This window comes from Streptomyces sp. NPDC013457, from assembly GCF_043089925.1.
Lineage (GTDB): Bacteria > Actinomycetota > Actinomycetes > Streptomycetales > Streptomycetaceae > Streptomyces.
On sequence record NZ_JBICBL010000015.1, the window covers coordinates 65807 to 81182 of the forward strand.

14 protein-coding genes and 1 pseudogene are annotated in these 15376 nt (G+C 72.6%); 13 read left to right on the forward strand and 2 right to left on the reverse strand.

Features of this window, described 5'->3' with window-relative positions:
• Position 1: 1 nt before the first annotated feature.
• From ACF1G2_RS32075 to ACF1G2_RS32095, 5 genes are all read left to right on the forward strand, one after another.
• A complete protein-coding gene (locus ACF1G2_RS32075; protein ID WP_260226008.1) occupies positions 2–457 on the forward strand; it encodes an Lrp/AsnC family transcriptional regulator in 456 nt (151 codons plus the stop codon).
• A gap of 65 nt (positions 458–522) precedes the next feature.
• Positions 523–948 carry a cell division protein SepF gene (gene sepF / locus ACF1G2_RS32080; RefSeq protein ID WP_391801670.1) on the forward strand — a complete coding sequence of 142 codons (426 nt, stop codon included), beginning with the start codon at positions 523–525 and terminating at the stop codon, positions 946–948.
• 55 nt (positions 949–1003) lie between these two features.
• Positions 1004–2491, forward strand: coding sequence for an ATP-binding protein (locus tag ACF1G2_RS32085; RefSeq protein WP_391801671.1), 1488 nt, complete (start codon positions 1004–1006; stop codon positions 2489–2491).
• The gene (locus tag ACF1G2_RS32090) at positions 2484–2825 is read left to right on the forward strand and encodes a nucleotide pyrophosphohydrolase (protein ID WP_391801672.1); all 342 of its coding nucleotides are present in this window, start codon (positions 2484–2486) and stop codon (positions 2823–2825) included. Before ACF1G2_RS32085 ends, ACF1G2_RS32090 begins: the two co-directional genes overlap by 8 nt.
• Before the next feature lie 164 nt (positions 2826–2989).
• Positions 2990–3484: a DUF6099 family protein gene (locus tag ACF1G2_RS32095; RefSeq protein ID WP_391801673.1), complete on the forward strand. Its 495-nt coding sequence runs from the start codon at positions 2990–2992 to the stop codon at positions 3482–3484.
• Between the two features lie 56 nt (positions 3485–3540).
• Here the strand turns inward: ACF1G2_RS32095 and ACF1G2_RS32100 are convergent, their stop codons facing one another.
• Positions 3541–3765 (reverse strand): hypothetical protein, encoded by a 225-nt coding sequence (locus ACF1G2_RS32100; protein ID WP_391801674.1) that lies wholly within the window; start codon positions 3763–3765, stop codon positions 3541–3543.
• Positions 3766–4012: 247 nt separating this feature from the next.
• Here ACF1G2_RS32100 and ACF1G2_RS32105 point away from each other — a divergent pair, with 247 nt between their 5' ends.
• The 8 genes and pseudogenes from ACF1G2_RS32105 to ACF1G2_RS32140 all read left to right on the forward strand — a co-directional run bounded on the left by ACF1G2_RS32105 (position 4013) and on the right by ACF1G2_RS32140 (position 14809).
• Complete coding sequence (locus ACF1G2_RS32105; protein ID WP_391801675.1) at positions 4013–4936, forward strand: LLM class F420-dependent oxidoreductase; 924 nt, start codon at positions 4013–4015, stop codon at positions 4934–4936.
• Between the two features lie 13 nt (positions 4937–4949).
• Positions 4950–5873, forward strand: a complete 924-nt coding sequence (gene mmuM, locus ACF1G2_RS32110) for a homocysteine S-methyltransferase (protein ID WP_391801676.1) — start codon at positions 4950–4952, stop codon at positions 5871–5873.
• A gap of 120 nt (positions 5874–5993) precedes the next feature.
• Positions 5994–7526, forward strand: coding sequence for a 3' terminal RNA ribose 2'-O-methyltransferase Hen1 (locus tag ACF1G2_RS32115; RefSeq protein ID WP_391801677.1), 1533 nt, complete (start codon positions 5994–5996; stop codon positions 7524–7526).
• Positions 7523–10114 carry a polynucleotide kinase-phosphatase gene (locus ACF1G2_RS32120; protein WP_391801678.1) on the forward strand — a complete coding sequence of 864 codons (2592 nt, stop codon included), beginning with the start codon at positions 7523–7525 and terminating at the stop codon, positions 10112–10114. The genes ACF1G2_RS32115 and ACF1G2_RS32120 overlap by 4 nt, the downstream gene beginning before the upstream one ends.
• Positions 10115–10209: 95 nt before the next feature.
• Positions 10210–10575: pseudogene (locus ACF1G2_RS32125) on the forward strand (Crp/Fnr family transcriptional regulator); the annotation flags it as partial.
• A 246-nt stretch (positions 10576–10821) separates the two neighbouring features.
• Complete coding sequence (locus tag ACF1G2_RS32130) at positions 10822–12054, forward strand: arginine deiminase (RefSeq protein WP_391801679.1); 1233 nt, start codon at positions 10822–10824, stop codon at positions 12052–12054.
• A gap of 129 nt (positions 12055–12183) precedes the next feature.
• Entirely contained in the window at positions 12184–13191 is a 1008-nt protein-coding gene (argF, locus tag ACF1G2_RS32135) for an ornithine carbamoyltransferase (protein ID WP_391801680.1), read from the forward strand.
• A 160-nt stretch (positions 13192–13351) separates the two neighbouring features.
• Positions 13352–14809 carry an amino acid permease gene (locus ACF1G2_RS32140; protein ID WP_391801681.1) on the forward strand — a complete coding sequence of 486 codons (1458 nt, stop codon included), beginning with the start codon at positions 13352–13354 and terminating at the stop codon, positions 14807–14809.
• A 65-nt stretch (positions 14810–14874) separates the two neighbouring features.
• Here the strand turns inward: ACF1G2_RS32140 and ACF1G2_RS32145 are convergent, their stop codons facing one another.
• Complete coding sequence (locus ACF1G2_RS32145; RefSeq protein ID WP_391801682.1) at positions 14875–15315, reverse strand: ATP-binding protein; 441 nt, start codon at positions 15313–15315, stop codon at positions 14875–14877.
• Positions 15316–15376: the final 61 nt, after the last annotated feature.

Genomic DNA, 15376 nt, shown 5'->3' on the forward strand with positions numbered 1-15376 from the left:
CATGGATCGGATCGATCGCAGTATCTTGCGTGAACTCCAGGAGGACGGTCGGCTGACCAACCTGGAGCTCGCCCAGCGCATCGGCCTCAGCGCCTCCGCCTGCCTGCGACGGGTGCGGCAGCTGGAGGAGGACGGCGTGATCCAGGGCTATCGCGCGGTCATCGATCCGGCGGCCGTCGGGCGGGGCTTCGAGGTGCTCGTCTCGATCGAGGTCCGACGGGACCGGGAGACCGTCGAGGCCTTCGAGGAAGCGCTGCGGGACATCCCCGACGTCATCGAGGCGCACCGGCTGTTCGGCAGCCCCGGCTGCCTGCTGCGGATCGCGGTCGCGGACCTCGCCGCGTACGAACGGCTGTGGATCGAACGGCTGACCTCGCTGACCGGGGTCACCGAGGTCAACTCGCAGATCATCATGAAACGGATCAAGGAACCGCGCGGACTGCCGGTCGAACGCTGAGCGCACACCCGGGTCGGCTCGTGTCGCTGTTGGGCCGAACGGGTGAGTAACGGGAGGATGGGTGCATGAGTAGGTACGAGAGGTACGACGTCACCGACGAACAGTGGGAGGGCCTGGCGCAGGTCCTGCCCCTGCGCGGGCGTGACGAATGGCCGTCCAGGGTCGACCACCGCGCGGTGCCCGACCCGTACGAGGCGGCCGAGCAGCGCCGCATGATCGTCCTGCGCGTGCAGGTCTTCGCGGACGCGCGCGAGGTCGCCGACTACCTCATCGCGCAGATTCCGGTGCTCCTCGACCTGACGAGCGCCGACACCGACGTCGCCAAGCGCATCCTGGACTTCAGCAGCGGCGTCGTGTTCGGGCTCGGCAGCGTCATGCACCGGGTCGACCGCAACGTCTTCCTTCTCGCGCCCGCCGGCACGGAGGTCGAGGGCGCGTCCGACGCGGAGGCGGACGAGGACGTGGCGGGAGTCGCCGTCCCCCGATCGTAGGAAGATGGTCAGGGCGTAACGGTTCGTCATCCGCGGTTCTGCGTACGGTCCGATCATGGACTCCACCGGCGGCCCGACGCCCGACCGAATGCCTGATTCCGTCCCCTCCCCCCGCGCCGCCGGGTCCCTCGCCTGTACGACCCAGGCACGGAGCACGCAGGCTCGGAGCCCGGTCCGGGCCCCCTTAGGCGGTGGCACAGCGGCGGCCGGCCCGTCAGCGGGTCCGGCGGCCGGCTCGTCGACCGGCCCGTCAGCCGGTGCTGTCCGGACCGTCCGGACCCCACGGCCCGCCGTCACCGAACTCCGGCTCTCCGCCTTCGCCGCGCACCGCGCCGCCGTCCACCCGCTCGGTCCCGTGACCCTCTTCACCGGGGCCAGCGGCACCGGAAAGTCCACCGCCTTGCGGGCGTACGAGGCGCTGGCCCGGCTCGGCGCGGGTGAGGACCTGGCCGCCGCCTTCCCCGACGCCGTCGCCTGCGTGCCCGAGCGAGCTCGGCCCGACGCCCAGGGGAGGCGGGGATTCCGGATCGGCTGCACCGTCGACGGCCCTGCCGGGCCGGTCCGCCTCGACCTCGCCGTCCAGGTCGAACCCTCCCTCCGTATCGTCGGCGAACGACTCACCTGCCGCGGCCGCACGCTGCTCACCACCGCCCTCCGCGACCCCGGGCGCAGCACCGTCCAGGCCGAATGGCACACCGCGGGCACCACCCCCGTCACCCGCGCGCCGTTCCCCGACGGCCGGCTCGGCACCGCCCTGTTGCCCCTGCGCGTGGCCGGGAAGACGAAGGGGCAGCTGGAGGTCCTGGCCGCCGCCGAGCAGGTGGTCGTCGCCCTGCGCTCGGTCTTCCCGTGCGACCCCCGGCCGTCGCGGATGCGGGCTCCCGTGCCGAAGGGCGAGGGGCGGCTGCGGCGCGGCTGCGACAACCTGGCGGAGGTGCTGCACCGCACCGCGACCGAGTGCGCGCGGCGCCATGCCCGGCTCGCGGCGGTCGCGGGCGCCGGCTGCGCGGGTGTCGTCACGGGACTGCGTGTGGAGGAACTGCCGGACGCGACGGTACGGGCGTTCCTCGAGCGCGGTCCGAGGGGCGCGGCGGGCGGGTCGGCGGGTGGGCCGGCCGGCGGGTCGGTGGGAGGGTCGGCGGGAGGGCCGGCGGGAGGCGTACTGGGCGGGGTGCCGGGCGTCGCGCCGGGCGGCGTCGTGGTTCCGGCGCCGCGCGGCGGCGTGCCGGTCGTGACCCCGCTGGGCCGGCTCGGCGACGGCGAGCTGCGCTACCTCGCCCTCGCCCTCGTCCTGCTCACCGGACCCGGCGTGCTGGCCATGGACCAGCTCGCCGAAGTGCCCTCCGCCATGCGGACGCTGACCGTCCTCGCCGACGGCCTGGACGGATGTCTGGACGGGCTCCAGCTCCGCGCGCTCCTCGACCTCGCCGCCGGCATCTGTGCCGACGGGCACATCCGGCTCGTCGGCACGGTCGGAGAGGCGGCGGCGGACTACGCACGTGAGACACCTGGGGTGTCGGTGGTACACCTGGGGCGTGAGTGAACTGGATGTAGCGGGACTGCAGCGCAGGTTGACCGAGTTCGCGGCGGCGCGGGCCTGGCAGCCGTACCACACGCCCAAGAACCTGGCGGCGGCGCTCAGCGTCGAGGCCGCCGAACTCCTGGAGATCTTCCAGTGGTTGACGCCGGAGCAGGCGGGGCGGGTGATGGACGACCCGGACAAGGCGCACCGGGTGGAGGACGAGGTCGCGGACGTACTGGCCTATCTGCTGCAGTTCTGCGCGGCGCTGGACGTCGACCCGCTGGCCGCGCTGTCGGCGAAGATCGACAGGAACGAGCTCCGTTTCCCGGCGGTACGACCGCCGGAGGAGACGTAAACGCCACTGAAAACGGTGATCGTCACTCTTCGGAGTGATCGACTTCTCCCCATCGAGCTTCCTGTCCACAGATTTCCGAATTCCTCTGGCGTTTGGGCTCAGGCGCCTTCACTCTGGGTAATGGATTCAGTGGGCAGTAAGTCGTACGAACGGGGGCGGCGTCCATGGAAGCGGAGCGACTGATCGCGGCGGGCCGGCACGCGCTGGCGGAGAGCCGGACGGCACTGGACATCGTGGCGGAGGCCTGGCAGGCCCAGGCCCTCGCACAGGCGATAGGGAGTCATCTCGCGCTCTGCGGGCCGCAGGAGGTGCGGAGCGAGGCGCGGGGGCTCAGTGAGATCGGCGGCGGGCGCGGGGTGGCAGAGCACCCGGTGCTGCGGACGGGCGGGCCGAGAGCCGCCCTGCTGACCGAAGTGACGAACGAGCGCGTGGCGTTGACCGCGCTCGGCGCGCTCCTGGGAGAGGTGGGCATCGCCCTGGTCGGCGTGGCCTGCGCGACCGACGAGGAGGGGTTGTACTGGCAGTGCATCGAGGCGATCGACGCCGCCGACGAGTCGAACGACCGGGTGCGCGGGATGCTGCGACGACTCGCGATCCGGGAGCGGGACCGGCCGCCCGATGCCGCCCGGGGCCGGGCGGGCCCGGCGGCGCCGCGATGAACGGCGACCGCGGGAGCGGGCATGGGGGAGACGGCTGGAGGGCGGCCGGGGTGCTGTCAGCCCGCGCCGGGGGCGTCCCCGGTGCGGGGCTCCTGGCGGTCCGCCGAGGACTGAAGTTCGGCGTCGAGCTGCGACAGGTCGGCGTTGAGCGCCGCCATCAGTTCCTCCATCTGCTGCAGCAGGCCCTTGGGGGCGCCGGAGCCCTTCTGCTCGGGCACGGACTGCGACTGCTGTACCGGCTGCTCGGGCAGCGCCCTTTCGGGCGCGGCTTCCTGGGACATGGCGGCCTCCTCGGCCCAGGCCCGTCCCGCGAGGGAGGGCCACACGTGAGAACGACGCACCGGCAGCGGCCGCCGGCACGCGGGCCGGGCGGTCCGGCTCCGCCCGAGCCAACGACGGTGCCGGGCCCCGGTCACTGGCCCAGCGGACCGCGCACCGCCGGAGGTCCGGATATTCACCCGACCGAGCCGCGGCGTCCGCGGGGCTGACGGAGAGGTTGACGGCCGCCCCGAGGTGCAGGATGGAGGCATGGATCTTCGAATCTTCACCGAGCCCCAGCAAGGGGCCGACTACGACACCCTGCTCACGGTCGCCAAGGCCACCGAGGACCTCGGCTTCGACGCCTTCTTCCGGTCCGACCACTACGTCAGCATGGGCTCCGCCGACGGGCTGCCCGGGCCGACCGACGCCTGGATCACCCTGGCCGGCCTGGCCCGGGAGACCCGGCGGATCCGTCTCGGCACACTGATGACCGCCGGCACCTTCCGCCTCCCGGGCGTCCTCGCCATCCAGGTCGCCCAGGTCGACCAGATGTCCGGTGGCCGGGTCGAACTGGGCCTGGGCGCGGGCTGGTTCGAGGAGGAGCACCGGGCGTACGGGATCCCGTTCCCCAAGGAGAGGTTCGGCCGGCTCGAGGAGCAGCTGGCGATCGTCACCGGGCTGTGGGGCACGGAGCTCGGCAAGACGTTCTCCTACGACGGCGAGTACTACCAGCTCACCGACTCGCCGGCGCTGCCGAAGCCGGCCCAGGACAGGGTCCCGGTGCTCATCGGCGGACACGGTGCGAGCCGCACGCCGCGCCTGGCCGCGCGGTACGCCGACGAGTTCAACATCCCCTTCGCCTCCCTGGAGGACAGCGAGCGGCAGTTCGGACGCGTCCGGGCCGCCGCGGAGGCCGCGGGCCGCGGCGCCGACGCGCTGGTGTACTCCAACGCCCTGGTGGTCTGCGTCGGCAAGGACGACGCCGAGGTGGCCCGCCGGGCGGCGGCCATCGGGCGCGAGGTCGAGGAGCTGAAGGCGAACGGCCTGGCCGGCTCGCCCGCCGAGGTCGTGGACAAGATCGGCCGGTACGGAGCGATCGGGGCGTCCAGGATCTATCTCCAGGTGCTCGACCTGGACGACCTGGACCACCTGGAGCTGATCTCCGCCCAGGTCCAGTCCCAGCTCGGCTGAGCGGAGGCGCGCGATGAGGCCCGTCTGTACGCTCGCCGAGGCGCTGGCCGACGAGGTGCTCGTCCTCGACGGCGGACTCGCCCACCAGTTGGAGGCGCAGGGGTGCGATCTCCGTGACGAGCTGTGGTCGGCGCGGCTGCTCGTCGACGGACCCGAGCAGATCGGCGCGGCGCACACGGCGTACGTACGGGCGGGCGCCCGGGTACTGATCACCGGCAGCTACCAGGCCACCTTCGAGGGCTTCGCCCGGCGCGGTGTCGGACGGGCCGAGGCCGCGCGGCTGCTCGCGCGGAGCGTGGAACTGGCCCGGGCGGCGGCGGAAGGCGCCGCGCAGCCGGTCTGGGTGGCTGGTTCGGTGGGACCGTACGGGGCGATGCTCGCGGACGGGAGCGAGTACCGGGGACGGTACGGGCTGGGTGTGCGCGAGCTGGAGCGGTTCCACCGGCCCCGGATCGAGGCGCTCGCGGCGGGGGGACCGGACGTGCTGGCGCTGGAGACGGTGCCGGACGCCGTCGAGGCCGAGGCGCTCCTGTGGGCGGCCGAGGGGTGCGGGGTGCCGGTCTGGCTCTCGTACACGATCGAAGGGGAGCGGACGCGCGCCGGGCAGGGTCTCACGGAGGCGTTCGGGCTCGTGGCGGGGAACGACCAGGTGATCGCGGTAGGGGTCAACTGCTGTGCGCCGGACGATGCCGCGCGGGCCGTGCGGATCGCGACCGAGGCCACTGGAAAGCCGGTCGTCGTCTACCCCAACAGCGGGGAGGAGTGGGACGCGGGCGCCCGGTCCTGGAGCGGCGGCGGATCCTTCGACCCGGAGCGCATGCGGGACTGGCCCGCCGCCGGCGCGCGGCTGATCGGCGGGTGCTGCCGCGTGGGACCGGACCGGATCGCCGCGCTGGCCGCCGCCATGCCCGCGGCGCCGCGGCGCCCGCCGGGGTGACGACCCGCCGAGCGAAGGGGGGCCACCGCGGGCCGACCGAACGGGAGCACCGCGGTGCGCGGCGCCGATGCACCCGAAAATGCCTGGTCGCAGTAGGGATCCCCGACCATACTCGGACGTGTGTTCCTGACGATCAGTACCACCGGCACCCCCGAACGTCCCGCGACCGATCTGGGCTTTCTGCTGCACAAGCATCCCGACAACGCGCAGACGTTCTCGACCTCGCACGGCACGGCGCACGTCCTCTACCCCGAGGCGACCGCCGAGCGGTGCACGGCCGCGCTCCTCCTCGAAGTGGACCCCATCGCGCTGGTGCGCCGCGGCAAGGGCAAAGGCAGGGGCGGCGCCCCCGACTCGGCGCTCGCGCAGTATGTGAACGACCGGCCGTACGCCGCGTCCTCGCTGCTCGCCGTCGCGCTCGCCACCGTCTTCAAGAGCGCCCTGCGCGGTGCCTGCAAGGCGATGCCCGAGCGTGCCGCCGCGCCCCTGCCGCTGCGTATCGAGGTCCCGGCGCTCCCGGCGCGCGGCGGTGCCGAGCTGGTCGGCAAGCTGTTCGGGCCGCTGGGCTGGGACACGGTCGACGCCGAGCCGGTGGCCCTGGACACCACGTTCCCGGAGTGGGGCGACTCGCGTTACGTACGGCTCGTCCTCGAAGGGGAGCTGCGGCTCGCCGACGCGCTCAACCAGCTGTACGTGCTGCTGCCCGTCCTCGACGACGCCAAGCACTACTGGGTCGCGCCCGACGAGGTCGACAAGCTGCTGCGCGCCGGTGACGGCTGGCTCGCCGAGCACCCCGAGCAGAAGCTGATCACCAGCCGCTACCTCTCGCGCCGCTGGGGCCTGACCCGCGACGCCATGGAACGCCTGGAACTGGCCCGGCTCGCCGAGTCCGACGGGCTGGAGGCCGAAGACCTCGACAACGCGGTCGACGCGGACGAGACGGCGGACGAGTCGACGGACGGGACGACCGGCCGGACGGCGGACCGGACGACCGGCGAGGCGACGGACACCCCGGAGAAGCCGGTGCCGCTCGCCGAGCAGCGCCGCGAGGCGATCCTCGCCGCCCTGCGCGCCGCCGACGCGAGCCGTGTGCTCGATCTCGGCTGCGGACAGGGCCAGTTGGTGCAGGCGCTGCTCAAGGACGTGCGCTTCACCGACATCGTGGGCGTCGACGTCTCCGTACGGGCCCTGACCATCGCCGGGCGGCGGCTGCGCCTGGAGCGGCTCGGGGAGCGCCAGGCCGGCCGGGTGAAGCTGATCCAGGGCTCGCTCGCGTACACCGACAAGCGCCTGACCGGCTACGACGCGGCGGTCCTGAGCGAGGTCATCGAGCACCTCGACCTGCCGAGGCTGCCCGCGCTCGAATACGCGGTGTTCGGTTCGGCGCGCCCCCGGACGGTCCTCGTGACCACACCGAACGTCGAGTACAACGTCCGCTGGGAGTCCCTCCCGGCCGGGCACGTCCGGCACGGCGACCACCGCTTCGAGTGGACCCGCGAGGAGTTCCGCGCGTGGGCCGCACGCGTCGGCGAACAGTACGGGTACGGCGTCGGGTTCACCCCGGTCGGCCCGGACGACCCCGAGGTCGGCCCGCCCACGCAGATGGCCGTCTTCACCCAGCAGACCCCGACCCCGAAGGAGGAGCAGGCATGACCACCGAGACCACCGCCACCGGGACCGCCACGGCCGGCGGCCGCCGGCTGCCCGTCACCGACCTGTCCCTCGTGGTCCTGATCGGTGCGAGCGGCTCCGGCAAGTCCACCTTCGCGCGCCGCCACTTCAAGCCCACCGAGGTCATCTCCTCCGACTTCTGCCGCGGTCTGGTCGCCGACGACGAGAACGACCAGAGCGCCAGCAGGGACGCCTTCGACGTCCTGCACTACATCGCGGGCAAGCGCCTGGAGGCGGGCCGGCTGACCGTCGTCGACGCCACCAACGTGCAGCAGGAGGCCCGGCGCCAGCTGGTGCAGCTGGCCCGGCAGTACGACGTCCTGCCGATCGCGATCGTCCTCGACCTTCCCGAGGAGGTCTGCCAGGCACGGAACGCTGCGCGTCCCGACCGTTCGGACATGCCGCGCCACGTCGTCCAGCGCCACCGCCGTGAGCTGCGCCGCTCGCTGCGCGGACTGGAGCGCGAGGGCTTCCGCAAGGTGCACGTCCTGCGCAGCGTCGAGGAGGTGGAGGCGGCCGAGGTCGTCCTGGAGAGGCGGTTCAACGATCTGCGTCACCTCACCGGCCCGTTCGACATCATCGGTGACATCCACGGCTGCCACTCCGAGCTGGAGACCCTGCTCGGCAGGCTCGGCTATGTCGACGGGCATCACCCCGAGGGACGTACGGCCGTCTTCGTCGGCGACCTCGTCGACCGCGGTCCCGACAGCCCCGGCGTCCTGCGCCGCGTGATGGGGATGGTCGCGGCCGGCGACGCGCTCTGCGTGCCCGGAAACCACGAGAACAAGCTCGGCCGCTGGCTCAAGGGCCGCAAGGTCCAGGAGACCCACGGCCTCGCCGAGACCATCGAGCAGCTGGGCCGGGAGAGCGAGGAGTTCCGGGCCGAGGTCGGCGCGTTCATCGACGGGCTCGTCAGCCACTACGTCCTCGACGAGGGCAGGCTCGTCGTGTGTCACGCCGGTCTGCCAGAGAAGTACCACGGCCGGACCTCCGGCCGGGTGCGCTCGCACGCCCTGTACGGGGACACGACCGGGGAGACCGACGAGTTCGGCCTTCCGGTGCGCTACCCGTGGGCGGAGGAGTACCGCGGCCGGGCCACCGTCGTCTACGGTCACACGCCCGTCCCGAACACCTCGTGGGTCAACAACACGATCTGCCTGGACACCGGTGCCGTCTTCGGCGGGAAGATGACCGCGCTGCGCTGGCCGGAGCGCGAACTCGTCGACGTACCGGCGGAGAAGGTCTGGTACGAGCCGTCCCGGCCGCTCGTCACCGAGGCGCCCGGCGGCCACGAGGGACGCCCGCTCGACCTGGCCGACGTGCACGGTCGCCGGATCGTGGAGACCCGGCAGATGGGCAACGTCTCCGTGCGTGAGGAGAACGCGGCGGCGGCCCTGGAGGTCATGAGCCGTTTCGCGGTCGACCCGCGACTGCTCGCCTACCTGCCGCCGACCATGGCGCCGACCGCGACCTCGAAGGAGGACGGCTACCTGGAGCACCCGGCGGAGGCCTTCGCCCAGTACCGGGCGGACGGTGTCGAGCGGGTCGTGTGCGAGGAGAAGCACATGGGCTCGCGGGCCGTAGCCCTGGTCTGCCGGGACGAGGACACGGCGCGCGAGCGGTTCGGGGTCACGGGAGTGACCGGCGCCCTGCACACCCGCACCGGACGGCCCTTCTTCGACGACCCCGAGGTCACCGAGCAGGTCCTGGAGCGGCTCCGTACGGCGATCACCGCCGCCGGGCTCTGGGACGAACTCGCCGCCGCGAACAGTGCCTCCGGCGCGGGGGACTGGCTGCTGCTCGACGGCGAACTGATGCCGTGGTCGCTGAAGTCGGCCGGGCTGCTGCGCTCGCAGTACGCGGCGGTCGGCGCGGCCTCCCGCGCCGTCTTCCCCGGCGCGCTCGGCGCACTGGAGCAGGCGGTCGCGCGGGGTGTGAGCGGGGTGGGCGCCCTCCTCGCCGAGCAGCGCGAACGGGCCGCGGACGCCGAGGCGTTCACCGAGGCGTACCGCCGTTACTGCTGGCCGACGCAGGGTCTCGAGGGCGTGCGCTTCGCACCGTTCCAGATCCTCGCCGCGCGGGGGCGCTCGCTCGCGGCCGTGCCGCATGACGAGCAGCTCGGGTGGCTCGACCGGATGACCGACGCCGACCCGACCGGTCTGCTGCAGCGCACGCGACGGCTCGTGGTGGACACGGGCGACGAGGCGTCGGTACGGGCCGGTGTCGACTGGTGGCTGGAGATGACGGAGGCGGGCGGCGAGGGCATGGTGGTCAAGCCGCTCTCCGCGCTCGTACGCGGTGCGGCCGGCCGGCTCGTCCAGCCGGGCGTGAAGGTCCGTGGCCGTGAGTACCTGCGGATCATCTACGGCCCCGAGTACACCCGTCCGGAGAACCTGGAGCGCCTGCGGAACCGCTTCCTCGGGCACAAGCGTTCGCTCGCTCTGCGTGAGTACGCGCTCGGCCTGGAAGCGCTGGACCGGCTGGCCGAGGGCGAGCCGCTCTGGCGGGTGCACGAAGCCGTGTTCGCCGTGCTCGCACTGGAGTCCGAGCCGGTGGATCCGCGCCTCTGACCGTGGCACCACGGGGGCGCAGGGGGCTGATTTATACGCTCCCCTGCGCCCCTCATGCTCGTTGACGGGCCTCTTCGTCACCCCTGGCGCTCTTCCGCAGCGCCACCGTCACGGCGCTGGGCCGCGTAGAGGCCGTGGCGGTCTCCGGCGACCGCTTCCGCCACTTCCTCGCCACCCACCCGCACGCCACCGCGCTGAACATGCGCCAGCTCTCCGCCCGGCTGCGCAGCTCCGACGTCGAGCGCCGCTCCCTCGCCTCCGAGGCGGTGCTCCAGCGACTCGCCGCCCGCCTCGTCGAACTGGCCGAGAGGGCGGGTCGGCGCGCCGACGCCGGCACCGTACTCGAACTCCCGCTGCCGCAGCACGACCTGGCGGCGGCCATAGGAGCCACCCGGGAGGCGGTCGCCAAGGCGCTCCGGCTGCTGCGGGAACAGGACGTCGTCCGTAGTACTACCCGCCGCCGCCCGCCGCCCGCCGCCCGCCGCCCGCCGCCCGCCGCTCCCGTACCCCCGCCCCCCGCTCCCCTACGCCCCGCTCCGGCGCCCCCGCGCGAGGCCTCCGGCAGTGACGCCCGGCTCGTCGCCCTGACCCTGGTCGCCGTGATCGTCACCCTCCTCGCCGTCATCGTCGCGTACTCCGTGACGTGACCTGACGTGACGTGAGGGGAGAACCAGGCGCGAGCCGCCCGGCTCCGTCAGGATGGGCGCATGGGATTCCATGTCGATTCCGAGACCGGGCGGCTCCGCCGCGTCATACTGCACCGGCCCGATCTGGAGCTGAAGCGGCTGACACCCTCCAACAAGGACGCTCTCCTCTTCGACGACGTGCTCTGGGTGCGCCGCGCCCGCCAGGAGCACGACGGGTTCGCCGACGTGCTGCGCGACCGGGACGTCGAGGTCCATCTCTTCGGGGACCTGCTCGCCGAGTCCCTCGAACTGCCCGCCGCCCGCAAGCTCGTCCTCGACCGCGTCTTCGACGAGAAGGAGTACGGCCCCCTCGCCGCCGACCACCTCCGCGCCGCCTTCGACTCCCTGGACGCCACCGCGCTCGCCGAGGCGCTGGTCGGCGGCATGACGAAGCGTGAGTTCCTGGCGGCCCACCGAGAGCCCACCTCGGTCCGGTTCCACGTCATGGACCTGGACGACTTCGTGCTCAGGCCGCTGCCGAACCACATCTTCACCCGGGACACCTCGGCCTGGATCTACGACGGCGTCTCCATCAACGCGATGCGCTGGCCCGCCCGGCAGCGCGAGACGGTCCACTTCGAGGCGATCTACAAGCACCATCCGCTCTTCACCGGCTCCGAGGCGGGCGACTTCCACCTCTGGTCCGAGGGCCAGGCCGACTACCCGTCCACCATCGAGGGCGGGGACGTCCTCGTCATCGGCAACGGGGCCGTCCTGATCGGGATGAGCGAGCGGACCACCCCGCAGGCGGTCGAGATGCTGGCCCGGGGGATGTTCGCGGCCGGTTCGGCCCGGACGATCATCGCCCTCGACATGCCGAAGCGGCGCGCGTTCATGCACCTCGACACGGTGATGACGATGGTCGACCACGACACCTTCACCCAGTACGCGGGGCTCGGCATGCTCCGCTCGTACACGATCGAACCGGGCGACGAGGGCCAGTCGCTGCGGGTCACCGACCATCCGCCCGAGCACATGCACAGCGCGATCGCCGCCGCGCTCGGCCTCCAGGACATCCGCGTCCTCACCGCCACGCAGGACGTCCACGCGGCGGAGCGGGAGCAGTGGGACGACGGCTGCAACGTCCTCGCCGTCGAGCCGGGGGTGGTCGTGGCGTACGAGCGGAACGCGACCACCAACACCCATCTGCGCAAGCAGGGCATCGAGGTGATCGAGATCCCGGGCAGCGAGCTGGGGCGGGGGAGGGGCGGCCCGCGCTGCATGAGCTGTCCGGTGGAGCGCGACGCCGTGTGAGGGAGGAGGAGGCACGGGCAGAGGGCGGGGCGGTGAGTGTGCGGCGTCACTGTATAGCCATACTGATATACGTATAGACTTCCAGTCGCTGACATGTTCGCCGTCCCCGACCGTATCCAGGAGCGTCCCATGGCCACCGATCTCATCGGCCGCCACTTCCTCAAGGAGCTGGACTTCACCGCCGACGAGTTCCGCGGTCTGATCGACCTGGCCGCCGAGCTGAAGGCGGCCAAGAAGGCGGGCGCCGAGGTCCAGCGGCTCCGGGGCAGGAACATCGCGCTGATCTTCGAGAAGACGTCGACCCGGACGCGCTGTGCCTTCGAGGTCGCTGCGGCCGACCAGGGCGCCTCCACCACCTACCTCGACCCCGCCGGCTCGCAGATCGGCCACAAGGAGTCGGTCAAGGACACGGCCCGCGTCCTCGGCCGGATGTTCGACGCCATCGAGTACCGCGGCGACAGCCACTCGAAGGTCGAGGACTTCGCCACCCACGCGGGCGTGCCCGTCTTCAACGGTCTGACGGACGACTGGCACCCCACCCAGATGCTCGCCGACGTCCTCACCATGACCGAGCACACGGACAAGCCCCTGGACGCGGTCACCTTCGCCTACCTCGGCGACGCCCGCTTCAACATGGGCAACTCCTACCTCGTCACCGGCGCCCTCCTCGGCATGGACGTGCGGATCGTGGCACCCGAGGCGTACTGGCCGGGCGCGGGGATCGTCGCCGCGGCCCGCGCGCTCGCGGAGAAGAGCGGAGCGACGATCACCCTCACCGAGGACGTGGCCGGAGGCGTCCGGGGCGCGGACTTCGTCGCCACCGACGTCTGGGTCTCCATGGGCGAGCCCAAGGAGGTCTGGGACGAGCGGATCGCCGACCTCGCGCCGTACTCCGTGACCATGGACGTCCTGCGCGCGACGGGCATCGCGGGTGTGAAGTTCCTGCACTGCCTGCCGGCCTTCCACGACCTCGGCACGGCCGTGGGCCGGGACATCCACGCCCGGCACGGTCTGACCGAGCTGGAGGTCTCCGACGAGGTCTTCGAGTCCGAGCACTCCGTCGTCTTCGACGAGGCCGAGAACCGGATGCACACCATCAAGGCGGTCCTCGTCGCCACCATGGCCGGCATCGAATAGCGATACGCCCGATTGGGGGTATATGCGCTCCCGTGGTTACCATCGGATCGAATGGTGGGGTTCGAGCTCGCACGCTCGGGCCCCACTCGCACGTCCGCGCCCGGCGCCCTGCACATCCGCGCCCGGTCCGCCCTGCTCGACCAGAGATGAGAACCCCCGCATGTCCCCGTCCGCGCCGCGGATCAAATCCCCCCAGCAGCTCATCGCCGAATCCGGCGCGGACCTCGAAGGCCACGGCCTCAAGCGCACCATGGGCCTCTTCCAGCTCGTGTGTTTCGGCATCGGCGCCATCGTCGGCACCGGCATCTTCGTCGGCCTCTCCGACAGCGTCGCGGAGGCGGGTCCGGCCGTCGTCGTCTCCTTCGTCCTCGCCGCGATCACCTGTGTGTTCACCGCCTTCTCCTTCGCCGAGCTGGGCGGCGCGATACCGGTCTCCGGCTCCTCCTACTCCTTCGCGTACGCGAGCCTCGGCGAGCGGGTGGCCTTCCTCGTCGGCTGGTGCCTGCTCCTGGAGTACGGCGTGTCGGTCTCCGCGGTCGCGGTCGGCTGGAGCCAGTACCTGAACGAGCTGCTCGACAGCCTCGTCGGCCTGCGGCTGCCGGACGTGGTCTCCGCCGGGCCCGGCGACGGCGGCGTGATCAACCTGCCCGCGGTGATCGTCATCGCGCTGGCCGCCGTCCTGCTGGTGCGCGGCGTCCGGGAGAGCGCCCGGGCGACGGCGGCGATGGCCGTCCTCAAGATCGGGATCCTGATCGTCTTCCTCGCGGTCGGATTCTCCGCCTTCAAGGACGGCAACCTCGCGCCGTTCGCGGCGCACGGCGCCGCCGGGATCACCGCGGGGGCGTCGCTGGCGTTCTTCTCGTACATCGGCTTCGACGCGATCACCACCGCCGGCGAGGAGGTCAAGAACCCCCGTCGCAACATCCCGATCGCGATCCTCGTCTGCCTCGGCGTCGTCACGGTGCTCTACGGTGCGGTGGCGCTCTCGGCGATCGGTGCGCTGGGCGCCGACGACGTCGCCGGCCGGCCTGCCGCGCTCTCGCTCGTCGTCGACCAGGTCACCGGGTCGGCGATCGGCGGCGGGATCATCGCCTTCGGCGCGGTCGTCGCGATCGCGTCCGTCGTCCTCGCGGTGATGTACGGCCAGACCCGCGTCCTGATGTCGATGTCCCGCGACGGACTCGTCCCCCGGGTCTTCGAGCGGGTCTCCCCGAAGAGCGCGACCCCCGTCGCCAACACCTGGATCGTGGCCGCCGTCTTCGCGGTCCCGGCCGCGTTCTCCTCGCTCGACGTGGTGGTCGGTCTGACGACCATCGGCACGCTCGCCGTCATGGCCGTGGTCAACATCGCGGTGATCGCGCTGCGCCGCCGGAACCCGGAGCTGTCCCGCTCCTTCCGGGTGCCGCTCTACCCCCTGAGCCCGGTACTCGGCGTCGGTTTCTGCCTGTACCTGATCTGGGGCACGGGCTGGCAGACGTGGGTGCAGTTCGCGGTCTTCCTGGCCGTCGGCGCGCTGGTCTACACGCTCTACGGCCGCCGCAACTCCCGCCTCGCCCCGGCCGCCGCGGCCGGTACGCCGGCGACCGACGACGCCCCGGCCGACAGGGTCCCGGCCTAGACGGCCCCGGCGGGCCGGGGCCGTCTAGGGCCGCCCCGCGGCCGCGGCGGCGCCGCCCCGGCCCGCTACGGCCTCGATCGCCGCTGCGCCGGGAGCGCCGGGAGGGTGAACCAGACCGCCTTGCCCTGCGCGGTGGGGCGGTGGCCGCAGTCGCTGCTGAGCGCGCGGATGAGGAACAGGCCGCGGCCGTGCTCCTGCCAGGGGTCCGGCGCCTCACCTCGCTCCGGGCCGATCAGCTCCCCGGGGCCCGCGGGCCGCCCGTCGTGCACCTCGACCTGGCAACCGCCCGGCAGCACCTCGACGACCAGTGCGATGGGGCCCTCGCCCGCCGTGTGCTCCACCGCGTTGGCGACGAGCTCGGCCGTCAGCAGTTCGGCGGTGTCGCCGTCGGCCGGCGCGTCGACGTCCGTGAGCGCCGTACGGACCAGCGCACGGGCCATCGGCACGGCGGCCGTGCTGTGGGGAAGCTCGATGCGCCACGAGGTGGGGGCGGTGGCTTCGAGCATGGCGGAGGTCCGTTCGCGGAGAGCTGGGGGAGGGGGCGGGGAGTGCGTGTCCCGAGGCGTC